Origin of the sequence: Streptomyces maremycinicus, from assembly GCF_001184025.1 — a bacterium.
GTDB lineage: Bacteria > Actinomycetota > Actinomycetes > Streptomycetales > Streptomycetaceae > Streptomyces > Streptomyces maremycinicus.
On sequence record NZ_BBYG01000009.1, the window covers coordinates 42040 to 61663 of the forward strand.

The 19624-nt window shown below is 71.9% G+C and carries 14 protein-coding genes; 7 read left to right on the top strand and 7 right to left on the bottom strand.

Annotation, left to right across the window (positions count from 1 at the left end; genetic code table 11):
• Positions 1-68: 68 nt before the first annotated feature.
• Both AOQ37_RS04760 and dxr read right to left on the bottom strand, forming a co-directional pair.
• The gene (locus tag AOQ37_RS04760; RefSeq protein WP_062641570.1) at positions 69-1373 is read right to left on the bottom strand and encodes a M50 family metallopeptidase; all 1305 of its coding nucleotides are present in this window, start codon (positions 1371-1373) and stop codon (positions 69-71) included.
• Positions 1370-2623, bottom strand: coding sequence for a 1-deoxy-D-xylulose-5-phosphate reductoisomerase (gene dxr, locus AOQ37_RS04765; RefSeq protein ID WP_062641572.1), 1254 nt, complete (start codon positions 2621-2623; stop codon positions 1370-1372). The genes AOQ37_RS04760 and dxr overlap by 4 nt, the downstream gene beginning before the upstream one ends.
• Positions 2624-2867: 244 nt before the next feature.
• Between dxr and AOQ37_RS40325 the strand changes: the two genes are divergently transcribed.
• Genes AOQ37_RS40325 through AOQ37_RS04790 form a run of 5 tightly spaced genes read left to right on the top strand, consistent with a single transcriptional unit; the run spans position 2868 to position 6136 of the window.
• Positions 2868-3047 carry a hypothetical protein gene (locus AOQ37_RS40325; protein WP_062641574.1) on the top strand — a complete coding sequence of 60 codons (180 nt, stop codon included), beginning with the start codon at positions 2868-2870 and terminating at the stop codon, positions 3045-3047.
• A 28-nt stretch (positions 3048-3075) separates the two neighbouring features.
• On the top strand, positions 3076-3489 hold the full coding sequence (locus tag AOQ37_RS04775; RefSeq protein ID WP_159401304.1) for a type II CBASS E2 protein: 414 nt from the start codon (positions 3076-3078) through the stop codon (positions 3487-3489).
• A 33-nt stretch (positions 3490-3522) separates the two neighbouring features.
• Positions 3523-4380, top strand: a complete 858-nt coding sequence (locus tag AOQ37_RS04780; RefSeq protein WP_062641582.1) for a ThiF family adenylyltransferase — start codon at positions 3523-3525, stop codon at positions 4378-4380.
• 11 nt (positions 4381-4391) lie between these two features.
• A complete protein-coding gene (locus AOQ37_RS04785) occupies positions 4392-5417 on the top strand; it encodes a hypothetical protein (protein ID WP_062641584.1) in 1026 nt (341 codons plus the stop codon).
• Positions 5414-6136, top strand: a complete 723-nt coding sequence (locus AOQ37_RS04790; protein WP_062641586.1) for a hypothetical protein — start codon at positions 5414-5416, stop codon at positions 6134-6136. The genes AOQ37_RS04785 and AOQ37_RS04790 overlap by 4 nt, the downstream gene beginning before the upstream one ends.
• Positions 6137-6174: 38 nt before the next feature.
• Here the strand turns inward: AOQ37_RS04790 and AOQ37_RS04795 are convergent, their stop codons facing one another.
• Positions 6175-8109 carry an acyl-CoA dehydrogenase family protein gene (locus AOQ37_RS04795; RefSeq protein WP_062642437.1) on the bottom strand — a complete coding sequence of 645 codons (1935 nt, stop codon included), beginning with the start codon at positions 8107-8109 and terminating at the stop codon, positions 6175-6177.
• A gap of 415 nt (positions 8110-8524) precedes the next feature.
• On the opposite strand from AOQ37_RS04795, the gene AOQ37_RS04800 reads away from it, so the two are divergent.
• Together AOQ37_RS04800 and AOQ37_RS04805 are read left to right on the top strand one after the other, a co-directional pair.
• Positions 8525-9538, top strand: a complete 1014-nt coding sequence (locus tag AOQ37_RS04800; protein WP_062641589.1) for a LacI family DNA-binding transcriptional regulator — start codon at positions 8525-8527, stop codon at positions 9536-9538.
• 293 nt (positions 9539-9831) lie between these two features.
• Positions 9832-11874, top strand: a complete 2043-nt coding sequence (locus AOQ37_RS04805; RefSeq protein ID WP_062641591.1) for a glycoside hydrolase family 31 protein — start codon at positions 9832-9834, stop codon at positions 11872-11874.
• A gap of 120 nt (positions 11875-11994) precedes the next feature.
• On the opposite strand, the gene AOQ37_RS04810 is transcribed toward AOQ37_RS04805, so the two are convergent.
• From AOQ37_RS04810 to AOQ37_RS04825, 4 genes are read right to left on the bottom strand one after another with little or no spacing between them, the layout of a single operon-like run.
• On the bottom strand, positions 11995-12708 hold the full coding sequence (locus AOQ37_RS04810; RefSeq protein ID WP_062641593.1) for a glycoside hydrolase family 12 protein: 714 nt from the start codon (positions 12706-12708) through the stop codon (positions 11995-11997).
• 26 nt (positions 12709-12734) lie between these two features.
• Complete coding sequence (locus AOQ37_RS04815; RefSeq protein WP_062641595.1) at positions 12735-14978, bottom strand: glycosyl hydrolase family 95 catalytic domain-containing protein; 2244 nt, start codon at positions 14976-14978, stop codon at positions 12735-12737.
• Positions 14975-16957: a beta-galactosidase gene (locus tag AOQ37_RS04820; protein ID WP_062641597.1), complete on the bottom strand. Its 1983-nt coding sequence runs from the start codon at positions 16955-16957 to the stop codon at positions 14975-14977. Before AOQ37_RS04820 ends, AOQ37_RS04815 begins: the two co-directional genes overlap by 4 nt.
• Positions 16954-19140 carry a WD40/YVTN/BNR-like repeat-containing protein gene (locus AOQ37_RS04825; protein ID WP_234436811.1) on the bottom strand — a complete coding sequence of 729 codons (2187 nt, stop codon included), beginning with the start codon at positions 19138-19140 and terminating at the stop codon, positions 16954-16956. Before AOQ37_RS04825 ends, AOQ37_RS04820 begins: the two co-directional genes overlap by 4 nt.
• Positions 19141-19624 lie beyond the last annotated feature (484 nt).

The window sequence follows — 19624 nt, forward strand, 5'->3', positions numbered from 1 at the left end:
GCTCGACGGAAAGCGGCCCGGAACATATCGTCCCGGGCCGCCGCGAACCGCGTGTGAAGAGCGGGTGACTACGAGATGCGCACCGGGTTCACCACGTCCGCGATGAGGACCAGCACGGTGAAGCAGATGAAGATGCCCGCCACCACGTACGCCACCGGCATCAGCTTCGCCACGTCGAACGGGCCCGGGTCCGGCCTGCGCAGGACCTTCGCCACGTTGCGGCGCAGGGACTCCCACAGGGCGCCCGCGATGTGACCGCCGTCAAGGGGCAGCAGCGGGAGCATGTTGAAGAGGAACAGGGAGAGGTTGAAGCCCGCGACCAGCATCACGGCCATGGCCAGCTGCTGCGAGGCCGGGATGTCCAGGGTGAAGATCTCGCCGCCCACGCGGGCCGCGCCGACCACGCCCATGGGCGAGTCGGGCTCGCGGGGCGCGCCGTCGAAGGCCGCGTTCCACAGGGCCGGGATCTTGCCGGGGAGGGCGGCGATGGAGTCGACGGCCTCACCCACCCGGTCGGTCATCCAGGACACGGAGTCGCCGAAGTCCTGCTTGACGACGCCGGTGGCCGCGCCGAAGCCGAGGAAGCCCGCCTTGATGTACTCGCCCTGGACGTAGGTCCCGTCGGAGTCCTTCTTGGCGACCTGGTTGGTGGCGATGGTCGCGTGCAGGGTCAGTTCCCTGCCGCCCCGCTCGACGACGACGGCCACGTCCTTGCCGGCGCTGACCCGGATCAGGTCGGAGAGCGTGTCCCAGTCGTCGGTCCGCTGACCGGCGAAGGAGACGATCTTGTCGCCCGGCTTCATGCCGGCGGCCGCGGCCGGGGAGGCCGGGTCGGTCGACTTGCACTCGTCGCGGTTCTGGCTCTGCGCGATGACGCAGGGCGAGACCGAGCTGACGGTGGTCGTCTGCTGCTGGACGCCGAAGCCCATCAGGACGGTGAGGAACAGGCCCACCGCGAGCACCAGGTTCATGAAGGGGCCCGCGAACATCACGATGACCCGTTTCCACGGCTTGCGCGTGTAGAACATGCGCGTCTCGTCGCCCGGCTGGAGCTCCTCGTACGCGGCCGAGCGGGCGTCCTCGATCATGCCGCGCCACGGTGAGGTGGAGCGGGCGGTGACCCGGCCGTCGTCGCCCGGCGGGAACATGCCGATCATGCGGATGTAGCCGCCGAAGGGGATGGCCTTGACGCCGTACTCGGTCTCGCCCTTCTTGCGGGAGAAGATCGTCGGACCGAAGCCGACCATGTACTGCGGCACCCGGATGCCGAAGAGCTTGGCCGTGGACAGGTGCCCCAGCTCGTGCCAGGCGATCGAGATCAGCAGGCCGACGGCGAAGACGACTATGCCGAGGATCATCATCAGGGCTGTCATGCACGCGCCTCCGCGGTAGCCGTCAGTTCCTGGGACCGGGCCCGTGCCCAGGTCTCCGCTTCGAGGACGTCCGACACGGTGAGTGAAGTTCCCGTCGCCGGCGTGCCGTGCTCGCGCACGACCCGGGTGACGGTCTCCATGATCCCGTTGAACGGCAGCGCGCCCTTGCGGAACGCCTCCACACACTCCTCGTTGGCGGCATTGAACACCGCCGGGGCCGTGCCCGCGAGCTCGCCCACGTGGCGGGCGAGGTTCACCGAGGGGAAGGCCTCGTTGTCGAGCGGGAAGAACTCCCACGTCGACGCCGTGCTCCAGTCGAAGGCGGGGGCCGCGTCGGGGACACGCCGGGGCCAGCCCAGACCTACGGCGATCGGCCCACCCATGTCGGGGGGCGTCGCCTGGGCCAGCGTCGATCCGTCCGTGAACTCCACCATCGAGTGGACATACGACTGGGGATGCACGACGACCTCAATGCGGTCGAAGGGAATGTCGTAGAGCAGGTGCGCCTCGATGACTTCCAGGCCCTTGTTGACCAGGGTGGCGGAGTTGATCGTGATCACCGGGCCCATGGACCAGGTGGGGTGGGCGAGCGCCTCCTCGACCGTCACGTTCGCCAGCTGCTGCTTCGTACGGCCCCGGAACGGGCCGCCGGAGGCGGTGACGACGAGCTTGCGGACGTCCGCGCGGGTGCCCGCGGCGAGGGCCTGGAAGAGGGCCGCGTGTTCGGAGTCCACCGGGATGATCTGGCCGGGCTGGGCGAGCGCCTTGACCAGCGGGCCGCCGACGATGAGCGACTCCTTGTTGGCGAGCGCGAGGGTGCGGCCCGCCTTCAGGGCGGCGAGGGTGGGCGCGAGACCGATGGAGCCCGTGATGCCGTTGAGGACGGTGTGGCAGTCGGAGGCGGCCAGCTGGGTGGCGGCCTCCCGGCCGGCCAGGATCTCGGGGAGCGGCTCCCCGGTGCCGTACTCGGCGGCGAGGGCCTCGCGCAGGGCCGGCACCACGTCCTCGCGGGCGACCGCGACGGTCCGCACCCGCAGCCTGCGGGCCTGCTCGGCGAGGAGGGCGACCCGGCCGCCGTTGGCGGACAGGCCGGTCACCCGGAAGCGGTCCGGGTTGCGCAGCACGAGGTCGATGGCCTGGGTGCCGATCGATCCGGTGGAGCCGAGGATCACCACGTCCTTCGGGCCGTCGCCCGCGACCGGGTCGTAGACGAGGTGCGGGTCGGCGAGGGGGGCTGGACTGTCGCTCATCCCCCCATTGTTGCCGCAACGGGTGCGCGGCAGGACCGGGGTGTCCCCCGGGAGGGTCCACCGGTCGCGTACGCCCCGTCCCGCATGGCCGAACCTGGTCGGTGACGCGTCTCTCATATCGTCCGCTGTACTTATTTTTTCGTGCTGTTTCCCGTAAGGACCGTTTCGCCTATTTCGTTGGCAGTTCACCTCTACGTGCCGCTAGCTTTCGGCGCAGGATCCGCGGATCGATCGGGGGGTTTGGATGACGAGCCGCGCAGAGGCGGAGCAACTGCTGTCCTCGCTGGGTGACAACGACCTCGTGGAGGTCGGTGAGGACGGCAACATCTACGCCGTCGGGAAGTCGCCCGCCGGGTTCGTCAACAAGCCGATCGTCGGCATCGCCGACCAGAAGGGGGAGTACTCCCCCACGGGCCGGTCCTGACGTGCCGGGCGGGGCGGGGGACATCAAGGTGACCCGCAGTCTGGTGATCGGGGCCGATCCGGTGGGCGGCCGGCTGGCCGAGGAGAGACGCATCCTGGCGCTGCACTTCCCGGAGTTCGTCCTGGACGCGACGACACCGCGCGCGGGCACGTGGGCGGTCGCCAGGGGCCCGCTGCGGACGTTCGCCGGGACCCGGTACGACATCTGGATCGATCTGCCCGACGGCTACCCGCACAGCCTTCCCCAGGTCTGGCCGCACGGCTGGACGCCGGTGAAGAACCCGCACATGTACGCCGACGGCACGATCTGTGTGATGCGTCGCAGGCAGTGGTCCTCCTTCTTCTCCGCGGCGGCCGTGGTCGCGAAGGCGGCGATCTGGCTCAACAAGTACGAGATCTGGGTCGACAGGCAGGTATGGCCGGGCCCGCAGCAGCCCCATTAGCAGGGGCCACCGGGCATCCGAGGAGGTCCTGGTATGACCGCTGACGCGGTGCTCGACACGTCCCGCATCGACTATCTCCTCGACACCTCCGCACTGGGCCGGGCCAGGATCGTGCTGGCCGGCCTGGGGAGCGGAGGCACCGTGGTCATGGAGCGCCTGGCCATGTGCGGCATCCGCGACTGGGCGCTGTTCGACCCCGACGTGCTCCAGCCGGAGAACCTGGTCAAGCACCCGGCGCGGCGCAGCGACCTCGGGCGGCGCAAGACCGACATCGCCGCCGAATGGCTCCTGGACCGCAACCCGGCGAGCAGGGTCGACGCCTTCGCGCACGATGTCACCCGGTCCCCCGAGATCGAGCGGGCGATCGCCGGGGCGACCCTGGTGGTGTGCGCGGTCGACGACGCGGTGGCCCGCAACTACGTCAACGAGCTGTGTGTACGCGCCCGCGTCCCGTGTGTCTTCGGCATGGTGTTCCGCACCGGACTGGGCGGCGAGGTCTACGCCTACCTTCCGGGCGAGACCGGCTGCCACGACTGCAAGCTGAAGTTCTGCATGGACCGGGGCCTGGACCTCGACGACTGGCTGGAACTCACCGACGAGGAACAGCAGCGGATCTACGGCCTGGGCGAGACCGACTTCGCGGCTTCCGGGCTGGCCGCCGACATCTCCATCATCGCCTCGTACCACGCCCACTACGTGCTCTCGCTGCTCGGCGGGCGCCACTCGCGGTATCTGCTCCAGCCGAGCTTCAACTGGCTGACCGTCGGCATCCGCAGGGCCGAGGGGCTGTTCGGCAACGCGTACGACAACACGCGCATCCTGCTCCGGCCGCTCACCGGGTGCCATCTCGCCTGTGGACCGGCCACCGAGCCCGACACGGGCAGCGAGTGAGGACGGTGGAGATGTTCGGAACAGCCCGGAAGAAATGCCCCGCCACGCTACGGGTCTTCGTCGGGCCCGGGGTGACGCGTCGCTTCACACAGGAGATCCTCGGCAACCCGGAGGTGGAGGTGGGCGGCAAGTACGTCGGCTTCATCCGGGGCACCAAGCGCGCGGAGCGGCTGGACGAGCGCCAGGAGGCGATGGAACGGCTGGAACTGCACGTGGTGGACTACATCGACGACGGGCCGCGGGCGGACCGCACCGCCACGTTCCACCGCGGCGACACCGAGTTCCAGATCCAGGAGTTCCGGCGGCTGGAGAAGCGGTACCCCGAGATCGAGCATCTGGGCAGCTGGCACAGTCACCATCCCAACCAGCTGCGCAGCCTGAGTCCCGGGGACATCGAGGGATACCGGGAGACGGTGAACGCGCAGGGGCACAACCACGACTTCTTCTTCGCCAGCCTGGGCACGGACAGCCGTGGATTCGCGTCGGCCCGGCACTTCCTCTTCGTCCGGGGCGACAAGCACTACTACGAGCTGGCGCCGGAGAACCTGATCGTCGCCGACGGGCCGCCGGCCCCGACCGGCCCGGCGGGCGGCGCGGGCGGGACCCTCGCGGTCCCCGGTCCGGCGGCGCAGGGGAACGCGCCGCTGTCGGTCCCGGGCTGGACCGACTCGCCGCAGGGCCAGGAGCGGCTGGCCCGTGACCGGGACCTGATAGCGAAGTACGGGGGGCTGCGCCATGTCGTCCGCTCCGACCGGATCGCGGTGACCGGCCAGGTGGTCTGGGCCGGCCGGGTCCCGGTGACCCTGCACGTGCTGTACCCGACCTCGACGCACACCACCGACGGACTGCTGAAGGTGACCGTCGCCGGGGGCCAGACCCTCGAGGTCAGTCTCACCGGCGACCGGTCGGGTGATCTCGCCTTCGCGCTCGAGGCGGTGGAGTCCATCGCCCGGTGCGCGGCCGACCTCCACCACCGGGCGCAGCACCGGCGCGCCGGGCCGCCCGCCCGGGGCGGGCAGAACGGACCGCGGCCATGAGCGCGACCACGAACCGGCGCACGATCGCCCTGACCCATCGCGAACCCCCCGGCTTCCTGGGCGAGTCGGTGGGTGCGGCGCTCGGTGAGCTCCAGCACCGCCAGTCCGCCTGGCTGGTCTCGCGCAGCATCTCCGCGCCCCCGTTCACCCGTCGGTTGCTCGCGCGGGAGCCGTGCTTCGACACCCTGGCGCCGACGCAGCTGAGCGCGGCCTCACAGGCGCTGACCTTCCGGCTCGGTCATGTGCAGCGCTGGCGGCTGCTGTGGGTGGTGTCCGCCGACGGGCCCGGCCAGTTCACCGACGAGCGCACGGTCCGGGTCGGCGTCACCGAGGAGACCGCCCGCGAACTCGCGACCACCATCGGTCTCGAGGCGAAGCTGGACATCCCGTTCCTCGCCGCGCAGGCCAGCGCGCAGTGGTCGCGGCTCACCAGGTCGACCATCTCGGTGAACACGGAGTCCGAGTTCACCCGGACGCTGTCGTACGACGTTCCCGAGGGCGGCCTGGACATCGCGTTGTGGCAGCTGGAGTCGCAGCTCCTCAGGCGGCTCGAGCTGCGGGCCGGTGCCGCCCTGCCGCCGGATCCGATGCCGCGCTGGGTCGAACTGGCGGTGACCACCCGGGCCAGGAGCCGGGTGATCACCGTTCCCACCAATGTGGTCCGGGTGCTGACCAGGAGGGCACCGGGAGGCGGGGACGGTGCCGCCGCCGGGGCGTGAGTCCGCGCACCTCGGCGGACTCACGCCCCGGCGCCCGCTCAGCGGACGGGACGGTGGACGTTCGCCCGCGCGCTGGGTCCCGGTGTGGTGTCGGCGATCCAGGGGCCGTCCCCGGACGGGTCCACGATGCCGTGCTCCAGCCACTCGTAGGTGCCGGCCATGACGCCCTTGACGACCTTGCCGTCCACGTCGTCGGTGTTGCTCCACAGCCGGCCGAAGAGCTCGTCGACGCGGATCCGGGACTGGCGGCAGAAGGCGTCGGCGAGCTGGTAGGCCTCCCGGCCGTTCTCGCCGCGCGAGCGCAGCAGTTCGGCGCGCACACAGGCCGCGCTCATCGCGAACAGTTCGGCGCCGATGTCGACGATCCGGCCGAGGAAGGCCTGTTTGGTCTCCATCCGGCCCTGCCAGCGGGACATGGCGTAGAACGTGGAGCGGGCCAGCTTGCGGGAGTGCCGCTCGACGTGCCGCAGGTGCGGGGAGAGGTCGACACCGTGCTTGAACTCGGCGTAGGAGTTCGGAAGTTGGCCCGGCCCCGCGACCAGTTTCGGCAGCCACTTGGCGTAGAAGACGCCCGCGTTGGCGCCCGCCTTCGCCTTGTCCTGGAGGGACTTGTCCGGGTCGATCAGGTCGCCGGCGACCGAGAGATGGGCGTCGACCGCCTCGCGGGCGATGAGGAGGTGCATGATCTCCGTAGAGCCCTCGAAGATGCGGTTGATCCGCAGGTCGCGCAGGACCTGCTCGGCGGGGACGGCCTTCTCGCCCCGGGCGGCCAGCGAGGCGGCCGTCTCGAAGCCGCGGCCACCGCGGATCTGGACCAGCTCGTCGGCCATGCGCCAGCCCAGCTCGGAGGCGATGAGCTTGGCCAGCGCGCCCTCGATCCGGATGTCGTTGCGGTCCTCGTCCGCCATCTGGGAGGAGAGGTCGAGCACCGCCTCCAGGGCGAAGGTGGTCGCCGCGATGAAGCTGATCTTCGCGCCGACGGCCTCGTGGCGGGCGATCGGCCTGCCCCACTGCTCGCGGGCCGCGGACCACTCGCGGGCGATCTTCAACGACCACTTGCCCGCCGCCACGCAGGACGCGGGCAGCGAGAGCCGTCCCGTGTTGAGCGTGGTCAGGGCGATCTTCAGACCGACGCCCTCGGGGCCGATACGGTTCGCGGCCGGGACCCGCACCTGGTGGAAACGGGTCACGCCGTTCTCGATGCCGCGCAGGCCCATGAAGGCGTTGCGGTTCTCGACGGTGATGCCGGGCGAGTCGGCCTCCACGACGAAGGCGGTGATGCCGCCCCGGTGGCCCTCGCTCTTCGGGACCCGGGCCATCACGACCAGCAGGTCGGCGACCACGCCGTTGGTGGTCCAGAGCTTGACCCCGTCGAGGATGTAGTCGTCCCCGTCCGGGATCGCGCTCGTCGCGAGCCGCGCCGGGTCGGAGCCGACGTCAGGCTCGGTGAGGAGGAAGGCGCTGATGTCGGTGCGGGCACAGCGCGGCAGGAACCGCTGCTTCTGCTCCGGGGTGCCGAACAGCTTCAGGGGCTGCGGCACGCCGATCGACTGGTGCGCCGAGAGCAGGACGCCGACCGCGGGGCTGGCGGAGCCCACCAGGGCCAGCGCCTTGTTGTAGTAGACCTGGGTGAGACCGAGGCCGCCGTACTTGGGGTCGATCTTCATGCCGAGGGCCCCGAGCTCCTTGAGCCCGTTGATCACCTCGTCGGGGATGCGGGCCTCGCGCTCGATGAGAGCCGCGTCCACCTTCGTCTCGACGAAGGCCCGGAGCTTCGTCAGGAACTGCTCGCCGCGCCGGACGGCCTCGTCGGTGGGGAGCGGATGGGGGTGGATCAGGTCCAGCCGGAAGCGGCCGAGGAAGAGCTCCTTGCCGAAGCTGGGTTTGCGCCAGTCCTGTTCCCGAGCGGCCTCGGCGACCTGACGGGCCTCACGCTCGGTGACAGTGGGTTTCTTGAGGGGTGGTGCGGACATGAGGCTCACCTCGCCGCGAATCGGGATCTCGGGCCACATTGGTTACCGATGGGTGCTACTCGATCGTTGGTACCCGATCCGGGGCGAGGTGGCCACCCCACGCGCGTGCCTGCGGCCGCTGCCGGCCACGCACGCGGCGGCCCGGACGGCCCGTCGACCCAGAGGGCCCCGGCACCGGCTCCGCCGCCGGGGACCCGTCGGCGGACGGTGCGGAGCCTGCGCCGAACGAGTGGTGGTCGCGGGGGCCGGAAAAGCTTGCCGTACTCTTCTCCACCAATCCCCCACAACCCGCTATCGAAGCGCTTCGACAACCTATGGACACCCACTCCCGCTAGAGCTACTGTCGAACCACCCTCACCCGCCCCTGTTCGCCCTGCGCACTGTCGAAGCGCTTCACAAAAACTTGGAGAGCTGGATGGTCACCCTCGCCGAGGTCGCCCAGCACGCCGGAGTGTCGGCGAGCACGGTGAGCTATGTCCTCAGTGGCAAGCGGTCCATCTCCACGACCACCCGGCAGCGGGTCGAGCAGAGCATCCGGGAACTCGGCTACCACCCGAACGCGGGCGCCCGCGCCCTGGCGAGCAGCAGGTCGAACATCATCGCGCTGATGATCCCGTTGCGCACCGACATCTATGTGCCGGTGATGATGGAGATCGCCATCGCGGTGGCCACCACCGCGCGCACCCACGGGTACGACGTCCTGCTGCTCACCGGCGAGGAGGGCCCCGACGCCGTCCGGCGGGTCACCGGCAGCGGGCTCGCCGACGCCATGATCCTGATGGACGTCGAGCTCGACGACGAGCGGCTGCCGCTGCTGCGCTCCACCGACCGGCCCTCGGTGCTGATCGGACTGCCCGCCGACACCTCCGGCCTGACCTGCGTCGATCTGGACTTCGCGGCGACCGGCGCGCTGTGCGTGGAGCACCTGGCGATGCTCGGGCACCGTGACATCGCTGTCATCGGCGAGGCGCCGGCCGTCTACGAACGGCACACCGGCTTCGCCGAGCGCACGCTCGACGGGCTCCGGTACCGGGCGAAGGAGTTGGGCCTGCGGCTGCTGCACCGCCCGTGCGAGGGAGGCTACGACGCGATGGCCGTGACGCTGGCCCGGGTCCTGGACGAGCGGCCGGGCACCACCGGGTTCGTCGTGCAGAACGAGTCGGCGGTCGAGCCGCTGCTCGCCCTGCTGCGCCAGCAGGGCCGCGCCGTGCCGGAGGACGTGTCGGTGGTGGCGATCTGCCCCGATCAGGTCGCCGTCCAGGCCTCGGTGCGGCTGACGTCGGTCGCCATCCCCGCACAGGAGATGGGCCGGCACGCCGTGGAACGTCTCGTCGCCAAGCTGGAGGGGCAGGTCAGCGACGAGGTCGTGCTGATCGCGCCGGAACTGACGGTCCGGGCGAGCACGGGACCGGCGCCCACGGTCTCCTGACCCCGCCTCGATCCTCCGTACCGCCCGGCTCCTCCTCACCGCCCGGCTCCTCCTCACCCGCCTCGACCTTCCGTACCGCCCGGCTCCTCCCCACCGATCCCGGTCCTCCCCACCGATCCCGGTCCTCCGCGCCACCCGGTCCTCCGCGCCACCCGGTCCTCCGCGCCACCCGATCTTCCGTACCGCCCGGCTCCTCCGCGGCCACCTGCTCTTCCGTACCCACCCGGCTCTTCCGCCGTCGCGCCCGTTGCCAGGGCACCGCCATGTCTGCACTCCTTCAAGGAGCACCTCACATGAACCAGCCTGCCGAAACCCAGCCCCAGGTCAGCCTCGCGCAGTCGTCGCCCACGGTCGGCACCTTCCGTGAGCACGGCGGGGCGCTGGAGTGGAGCGGCCGCCAGGAGACCGTACGGGTCGAGCCGTGGGGCCCGGACGCCGTCCGGGTGCGTGCCCGGCTCGGCGGGCCGATCCTCGAAGGGCTGCCGGGCGCGCTCCTCGACGAGCCGCCGGCCACCGAGAGCAACGTCAAGATCACCGACGCCGAGGGCCGGTTGACCGTCGGCGCGCTCACCGTCGAGGTCGACGCCGAGGGCGTGATCCGGTTCCTGCGGACCGACGACCGCACGGAGCTCCTTGCGGAGGAGCGTGCCCACTTCTGGTGGCCGGGCACCCGTCTCTACACGGCCGTCGGCAACGGCCACCACCGTCTGGAACAGCGTTTCGCCGCCTACGACGACGAGAAGCTGTACGGCCTCGGCCAGCACCAGCACGGCCGACTGGACCAGAAGGGTCTGGTGCTGGACCTGATCCAGCGCAACGCCGAGGTCGGCATCCCGGTGCTCACCTCCAGCCGCGGCTACACCCTGCTGTGGAACAACCCGGCGATCGGCCGGGTCGAACTGGCCGGCAACGGCACCCGCTGGGTCGCGGACTCGGCCCGGCAGATCGACTACTGGATCACCGCCGGCGCCCCGGCCGACGCCCAGCGCCGCTACAGCGCGGCCACCGGCCGCACCCCGATGCTGCCGGAGTGGGCGGCGGGCTTCTGGCAGTGCAAGCTGCGCTACCGCACCCAGGACGAACTCCTCGGCGTGGCACGCGAGTACAAGCGCCGGGGACTGCCGCTCGACGCCATCGTCTGCGACTTCTTCCACTGGACCCACCTGGGCGAGTGGAAGTTCGACCCGGCCGAGTGGCCCGACCCGGCGGCGATGGTCCGTGAACTCGAGGAGCTGGGCGTCAAGCTGGTGGTGAGCGTCTGGCCGTCGGTGTCGCCGCTGAGCGAGAACCATCCGGTGATGGAGCAGCGCGGCTGGTTCATCGGCACCCAGTACGGCCCGCTGGCCCACGCCGACTGGCCGGACAAGGGCGTCGCCTCGACGGTCCAGGTGGCGTTCTACGACGCGACGAACCCCGAGGCCCGGGAGTTCGTGTGGTCGAGGATCCGCGACAACTACCTGCTCCCGTACGGCATCACGGCCTTCTGGCTGGACGCCTGCGAGCCGGAACTGAAGCCCGGGTTCCAGGAGAACCTGCGCTACTGGGCGGGCCCCGGCCTGGAGGTCGGCAACATCTACCCGGCCGACAACGCCCGCACCTTCTACGAGGGTCTGCGCGCCCACGGGGAGGACGAGATCATCAGCCTCAACCGCTCGGCGTGGGCGGGCAGCCAGCGCTACGGCGCCGCCCTGTGGTCCGGTGACATCGGCACCGACTTCGCGACCCTGCGCCGGCAGATCGCGGCCGGACTGAACACCGCGCTGTCGGGCATCCCGTGGTGGAACACCGACATCGGCGGCTTCCACGGCGGCGACCCGGGCGACCCGGCGTACCGGGAGGTGATGGTCCGCTGGTTCCAGTTCGGCGCGCTGTCCCCGCTGATGCGGCTGCACGGCTTCCGCGACCCGGGCATGCCGTTGGGCCCGGACATGACCGGCGGCCCCAACGAGGTCTGGTCGTACGGCGAGGAGGCCGGGGCGGTGATGGAGCGGTACCTGCGGCTGCGCGAGCGGCTCAAGCCGTACGTCCTCAAGGTCATGCGCGAGGCCCACGAGGAGGGGCTGCCGCCGATGCGGCCGCTGTTCCTGGAGTTCCCGGACGACCCGGCGACCTGGTCGGTGGACGACTCCTACCTGTTCGGCCGGGACCTGCTCGTCGCCCCGGTGCTGACGGCGGGCGCCACGGCCCGCACGGCCTACCTCCCGGCGGGTGCGAGCTGGACGGACGCGTGGACGGGCGAGACGTACGAGGGCGGCGCGGCCGTGACGGTCGACGCCCCGCTGGACCGCCTCCCGCTGTTCCTGCGGGACGGGGCGCGGCTGCCGGTGACGGAGTAGCCGCACGGAGGACGGAACACGGGCGTCCGGTCCCGTACCAGGGGAGGGACCGGGCGCCCGCGTGACGTGCCGTGGTCCGGGCCGGCCGGCGCGGGTGCGCGGGCCGGCCCGGACCAGGTGTCAGCCGCTGCTGACGGTGAGGTTGTTGGTGACGAAGTCGAGCCCGCCCGAGGACGAGGTGATCTCGTATCCGAACTGCACGTCACCGATGGTCTCGTTGCCGAACCAGCCCTTGGTGTCCTTGATCCACTTGAGGATCGGCAGGATGTTCACGGTGCCGGACGACGAGTCGGACGTCCGCAGGAACGAGAAGACCTCGTTCGCGCCGTTGCTGCCCTTGTAGACGGTCCAGGTGTGGCCGCCGAGGGTGACGTTGCCCTGCGAGGTGCCGAGCGGGCCGACCGCGCCGTTGTAGTTCACCCAGAGCATGATCTCGTAGTCGTAGTCGGTGTCCCAGATGTCGTACGACGTGTTGTAGGCGCCGGACGACGGGACCGTGACGTTGTAGCTGCTGGACAGCGAACCGAGCGAGGTGATCGTCTTGTTGATCACCTTCTTGGAGTTGGGGTACGACTTGATGCCACCGGTGTTCGGGTGGTTGGCCCAGACGCCCCAGTTGGTGCCGGAGTTGGCCCAGACGCACTGGCTGCCGGCACCGGAGCCCCAGATGTTGTTGTAGAGCGTGTAGCCGTTCAGGCTGGTGTTGCCCCACTGGTCGCAGGAGTTCCAGACGGCGGCCTGGGCGGGGGCGGCGGCGAGTGCGACGGTGGCGCCGAGTGCCAGCGCCGGTGCCAGCAGGGCCTTGCCGACCTTGCTCAACGTACGTGGTGCCATGGTGTCCCTTCCATGGGTGGGGGGAGTCACCACGTCCCCGAGGTGAGGACGTGGTCTTCTCCGGCGACCAGGTCGAGCGGCGATGCGTCGCCGGAGGAAGTCCTGACTTCGATGCGGTGGCCGCGCCGCGGCCGCAGGACGGCACGGGTGCCGTCGGGACCCCAGGAGAGGTCGATCTCGGCGCCGAACCGGGTCCGCACGCCCCGCAGTTCGCCCGAAGGCAGGTCCGGGGAGAGCGCGGGCAGCAGGACCAGCCGGTCGGGGGTCGACTGGACGAGCATCTCGATCAGCACCGCGGGGAGGGTGTGCGCGGCGTCGGCGTTGTACACGTCGCGGCGGGGGTAGTGGGCGCTCATCAGGGAGGCGTGGAAGAAGTCGCCGTCGAGCACCTCGCCGAGGGCGTGGGCGACCCGCCGGCCGTCCCTCAGACGGGCCGCGACCAGCGCGTGGTGGAGGTGGCCGTGCGCGGAGTCGTTCTCGGCGCCGCGCAGTTCGAGGGCGCGCAGGGCGGCGGCGGCCGTCCGCGGGGTGTCGTAGGGGTTGATCTCGTCGAGGGGCCAGACGCCGTAGAGGTGGCTCAGGTGCCGGTGGTCGTAGGTGTCGTCGAGGCCGGGCCACGCCCATTCGGCCAGGGCGCCGTCGGAGTTGATCCAGTGCGGCGGGAGGCGCTCGGCGAGGGCCCGCCAGCGGTCGGCGCGCTCGGGGTCGTCCGGGTGGTACGCGGCGGCGGTGAGCAGTGCGTGGCGCGCGGCCGAGAGGTCCATGGCCGCGTCGAGGGCGCCCCAGCTCGCGCCCGCGGGCCGGTTCTCCGGCGAGTAGGAGGGGACGACGACAAGCGGCCCCGCCGGGTCGCCGGGGGCGGTGCGGGTGAGGAAGTCCTCGTAGAACAGCGCGACTTCGGCGAGGGCCGCGGCGGTGCGCGGGTCGCGCGCGCCGCGGGTCTCGTCGTGGTCGACGAGGGGTTTGAGCAGCCAGTCGGCACCGGCGGTCCACAGGTGGAGCGGGTACTCGCGGCTGAAGTGGTAGGTCAGTCCGGACTCGCCGTCGGTGTGCGCCGGCGCGACCGCGCCGCGGGCGCCGAAGACCGCGCGGGCGTTCTCCCGCCAGTCGTCGAACTGCCGGTGGATCAGGGCGGCCAGTGCGTCGGTGACCTCGGGAAGCGCCCCGGCCGCGGCGGAGGCGGTCTGGAGATTGACGTTGGCGTCGTTGGTGAACGCGCCGGACCAGGCCGTGTTCCAGTCGCCGGTCCACAGGCCGGTCAGCCGGGGCGGGTTGAGACCGGAGGAGGACAGCAGGTGGTAGCGCCCGGCCGCGAAGAGGCGCTCGAGCAGTGCCCTGCTGCGGGGGCGTTCCAGCAGTTCGGAGCCGGGGAGGCCGCGCTCGGCGGGGTCGGCGTGGAGGTCGAGGGTGACGCGCTCGTAGGCGGTGCGGTGCAGGGGGAGGTGGCGGCCGAGCAGGTCGTCGTAGGAGTGCGGCAGTTCGCTCAAGGCGCGTTGTTCCCCGGTGACGTCCAGTTCGCCGGTGTGCCTGCGGACGCGGGTGAGCAGCAGCACGGACTCCGCGCCGGTGACGCGTACGCCGGGGTGGGCGAGCCGGGTGCGGCCGCCGGTGACGACGACGAGGGTCAGGCCCGTGAAGGCGCGGTCGCTCCCCGGGTAGTGGGCGCGCAGGGTGAGCAGGGCGCCCTCCGGGGTGAGGGCCGAGCCCTGGCCGACGGACAGGTCGGCGGGTGCGCCCGGCAGCCGGTGGTCCAGGGATATGTCCAGGTCGAGGCCGGTGACCCGGTGGACGATCACGTCGTCGGCGCGGGAGACGAAGAGCCGGCTGGTGCCGCCCGCGCAGGTCGCGGTGGCCTCGCCGGTGCTGAAGTCGACGGTTCGCAGGTGGTAGCGGCGCGGCTCGTCCGAGGGCGCTCTGAGCCGGATCTGGAAGGCCGGGTGGAAGGGCTGGACCCATTGCAGGGGCCGGTGGTCGGTGAAGCTCTCGGCGGCCTCCCACTCCCCGGCCAGCAATTCGTCCTGGAGGGCGGGGAGGTCGGCGGCCAGCTCCGGCGGACGGGCGTGCTCGGCGCCGTTGGGGCGGACCAGGGTGTGATGGGTGACGATGACCCGGTCGTCGTTCGGATCACCGAACGTGAGGGTGCCGTGCCGGCCGTTGCCGCTGAGGAAGGCGTCCTCCCAGCGGACGGCGGGCCGGTGTTCGTGGGTTCCGTGCACGGGACGGTCGGTGGCCGGGAGGCCGGGGTGCGCACGGGATCGCGGCTTGGTCATGAGCGCAACACCACCACGCCGTAGCGGTCCAGGGTGATCCCACCCCTGTGGTCCGTCCCGGTCAGCAGGTCGTGATGGGTGCCCGGCAGTGCGACGGTCACCGGCTCACGGCCGTGGTGGAGCAGGAACAGCAGCTCGCCCCGGCGGACGGCCTCGACCTCCGGCGGAAGGCCTTCCAGAACGGGCCGGACGCCCGCGCCGGCGGCGACAGCGGCGAGCAGGGCGCGGAAGGCCCCGGGCTCGGGGAGGGTGGAGACGTACCAGGCGCGGCCGTTGCGCAGGACGGCGGGCAGTCCGTCGAGTTCGCCGCCCTTGTAGACGGCTTCCACCACGTCGTCCCGTTCGGCCTCCAGCTCCTCCGACCACAGGGTCCCGCGGAAGCCGTCGGCCTCGGCGTGCTCCCCCGGCTCCAGCGGCCACCACTCGTGCAGGGTGCGGATGCCGAACAGCTCGCGCAGGCGGACGTCCATGCCGCCGGGACGGATGCGGTCGTCCTCGTCGGCCACGCCGGTCAGGAAACCGGCCACCAGGGTGCCGCCGCCGCGGACGTAGGCGACCAGGTTGTCGATCGCCGCGTCCGTCATCGCGTACAGCTGCGGGACGACGACCAGCCGGTAGCCGGTGAGATCGTGTTCGGGGTGGGCGAAGTCGGTGGTGAGGTGCGACTCCCACAGGGCGCGGTGCCAGGCGTGCAGCACGGCCGGGTGGTCGACGTGGGTGGAGGGGCGGCCGTCCTGTGCGCCGGCCCACCAGGCGTGCCAGTCGTGCAGGATCGCGACCTGCGCGCCGATCTGGCCGCCCGCCACCTCGGCGCCGATCCGGGCGAGTTCGGCGCCCAGCCGCTTGACCTCCTGGAAGGTGCGGCCCCGCTCCCCCGCGTGGCCGAGCATCCCGGAATGGAACTTCTCGGCGCCCTGCCGGGACTGCCGCCACTGGAAGTAGCAGACGGCGTCCGCGCCACGGGCCACGGCCTGGAGGGACCAGAGCCGGTTGAGGCCCCGCGGCTTGGGATGGTTCACCCCGCGCCAGTTGACCGGTCCCGCCGCCTGTTCCATCAGCATCCAGGGACCGCGCGCCTGGGAGCGGGTCAGGTCCTGCACGAGTGCCCCGTGCTGGGCCCCCAGCGGGTCGCGCGGATCGGGGTAGAGGTCGACCGAGACGACGTCCTCCTCCTCGGCCCAGCGCCAGGCGTCCTGGCCGAAGAACAGCGGCATGAAGTTGGTGGTGACCGGGATGTGCGGGGTGTGCCGGGCGACGATGTCCCGCTCGGCGAGGTAGCACTCCAGGAGCATGTCGGAGGTGAAGCGCCGGAAGTCCAGCACCTGGGCGGGGTTCTTCAGGTAGTGCGCGCGGCGGGCGGGCAGGACGGCGTCCCAGCTGTCGTAGCCCTGGCTCCAGAAGGCCGTGCCCCAGGCGGTGTTGAGGGCGTCCAGGGTGCCGTACCTCTCGCGCAGCCAGCGGCGGAAGGCGGCCGCCGCCTCGTCGCCGTGGTCGGCCGTGCAGTACTCGTTGTTGATGTGCCACATCGTGAGGGCGGGGTGGCCGCCGTAGCGGGCGGCGAGGTCTTCGGTGAGGGCGGCGGCGTACCGGCGGTAGGTGGCGCTGGAGTGCGAGAAGTGCTGACGTCCGCCCCACCACTCGACCTCGCCGTTCTCGTCGCGGGGCAGGGTGTCCGGGTGCAGCCGGCCCAGCCAGGGGGGCGGCGCCGAGGTGGGGGTGGCGAGGACGACGCCGATGCCGCCGGCGTGCATCAGGTCCATCAGCGTGTCGAGCCAGCCGAACTCCCGCGCGCCCGGCTCGGGTTCGATGCGGGACCAGGAGAAGACCCCGAGGGTGACGGAGTTGACGCCGGCGTCCCGCATGAGCCGGACGTCCTCGTGCCAGGTCTCCTCGGGCCACTGCTCGGGGTTGTAGTCACCGCCGAAGAGGATGCGGCCGCGGGTGGCGTCGGCGAGCCGGGGCCGGTCGGCGGCGGTCATCGGACGGGCTCCCCGTACTGGATGCCCCGGCCGTTGGTGGCGACGTAGACGCGGCCGTGGATCCGCGGGTCGGCGGCGATGGTCGCGCCGATCCAGCCCCACTGGTGCCGGTCGTCGTTGATCCGCACCCAGGTCCGCGCGCCGTCGTCGGAGCGGTAGACGGCGGTGATCGCCTCCGTGGAGCCGACCTGGTAGACCGCCGGGTACGCGGCGCCGTCGGCGGCCCTGCCGAAGGCGACGGTGTACGAGGCCGAACAACCGGTCAGTCTGTCGAAGCTCGCTCCGCCGTCGGTGGACCGGTACAGGCCGTTCCCTTTGGTGCTCAGCCACAGGTCGCCGGAGCGCCCCGGGGCCGCGGCCAACTGGAACTGGCTGTCTCCGGAGGGCAGTCCGCTCGCCCGCGGGGTGAAGGTGAGACCGGTGTCGGTGCTGGCGAACAGGGTTCCCGTGTCGGTGTCGTAGGCGTAGAAGCGTGCCGGGTCGGCCGGGTCGGCGAGCGGGGTGGCGCCCTTGGGGAAGGAGGGGACCTCGGACCAGGTCGCCCCGTTGTCCGCGGAGCGCTGGGCGGGGTGTTTGGTGCCGTCCCAGTGCACGAAGGTCCACAGCAGCACGCTGCCGTCGGTGTTGGTGGCGATGGGCCCCGGCGCGTCCCCGGCGAGGGCGGGCTGGGTGGCGAAGGGTGCCCACGATCTGCCGCCGTCGCCCGACCAGGCGCCGTTGCCGCGGTCGCCCCAGCCGGTGCGGACGACGTACCGCGGCCTGTCCGCGGCCTGCGCGAGCCCCGTCGCCGTCCCGGACACGGGGTCGGTCGCCATGCCCCGGGACGGGGAGGCGGTGAGCCGCTCGTGGTACATCACCCCGATGTCCCCGAGGCCGCTGATCAGGTGCGCCTGTCCGGTCGGCGGCGAGATCAGCTGCCGTACCGAGGTCTCCTCAAGGCCCCGGATCCGCGGGGCCCAGTGCTTCAGGTCCCGGGTGCCGTAGAGCGTGGCGCCGGTGCCGAAGACGACGTTCCGCGAGTCGTACGGGTCGACGGCGACGGCCTGGATCCACCAGCCGAACTTGGGCTGCTCCGCACCCCACTTCAGATACGGCGTCTCGGACACGTCGAGGACGGCGGTGTCCTTCAGGGACGTCCAGCTGCCGCCGCCGTCCGTGGTCCGGTACAGGGTGTCGACCGCCGCCCAGCGGTTGTTGGTGGAGACGACGACGGTGCCGGGGCGCCGGGCGTCCACGGCGGCCCCGCCGTAGCCGAAGGTGTCGGCGCCTCCGGGCCGCACCGGCGTCACGTCGGTCCACGTGCCGCTCGTCGTCGCCAGCTTGTGCACACTGCCGTCGGACTGGCCGTTGGGTCCGGGGGCGTCGGCGTACGTCACGTACAGCTCGCGGGTGTGACGGTCGTAGGCGGCGCGGACGGGCACCTTGGCGGAGGTGCCGGCGGGCCGGCCGGGGACGGCTTCCCAGGTGCGGCCGTCGGCGGTCCGGAACAGGTTGGCGGTCGTCCCGTCGGAGTCGCCCCAGCCGGCGTAGAGGGTGCGGCCCGCGGCGACGAGCAGGGTGACGCCCTGGCCGCTCGCGCCCGGCGTGCCGGGGAAGCCGTCGGCCGCCGCCCAGGTGGCGCCCCGGTCGGTGGATCTGAGGAGCCCGTCGTGCCGGGTGCCCAGCCACAGGGTGTCGCTGTCCCGGGGATCGACCAGCAGCCGCTCCCCCGTGCCCCGGCCGTCCTCGTTGGCGCCGAGCTTGACGGTGAGATCGGTGCGGGTCCAGGTGGCGCCGCGGTCTTCGGAGCGCAGCACGGCCCCGTTGCCCGCCCAGGACTGGGCGTACGTGCCGAGGGCCAGGTAGAGGCGGTCCGGGTGCGCGGCGTCGACGGCGAGCGCCTCCACCCCGAGGAGGTTCCAGTCGTCCCAGCCGAGGTGGTCGGTCAGCGGGGTCCAGCGGGCCGCGCGGTCGTCCCAGCGGTAGGCGCCGCCGATGTCGGTACGGGCGTAGGCGAGCCCCCGGACGGCCGGGTGGAAGAGCACACCGGTGACGAATCCGGTACCGCCGATGACGGCGTTGCGCCACCGGTAGGCGGGGGCGGCGGCCCCGGCGGCCCGGGCGAGCCCCTGCCCGGCGGGCAGCGCGGTGACCGCGGCGGCGGCCGCGCTTCCGGCGAGAACGGTACGACGGGTGACCTGCACGGAGGTTCCTCGCAAGGGGTCGTGGACGAACGGCGGACACGATGCACCGGTGTGCGTTTCACCACCGGCAAGCGGCACGATCACCCCCGGCCGGGAGGGGACGATCGCCCCGGCCGGGGGGCGGCATGATCACCGCAGGCCGGGGGGACGGCATGATCACCCCGGCCGAGGGGACACGATCCCCCCGCCGAGAGGCGGCATGATCACCGCAGGCCGGGCGGAGGCACGATCCCCCGGCCGGGGAGGGGACGATCGCCCACGGCCGGATCGGGGGCCGATGAACGCCGGACACCTATCACCCCCCAGGGGCGCGGGGAACTGCGCGATCAGCCCCCACCGGCCCGCGGCCGAAGTACGACCGCCCGCTGCTCCCACCCCGGGCAGGGGCCCCGCGACCGACCTACGACCGCCCGCTGCTCCCACCCCGGGCAGGGGCCCCACGGCCGACCTACGACCATCCGCTCCTCCCGCCGCCCCCCGTAAG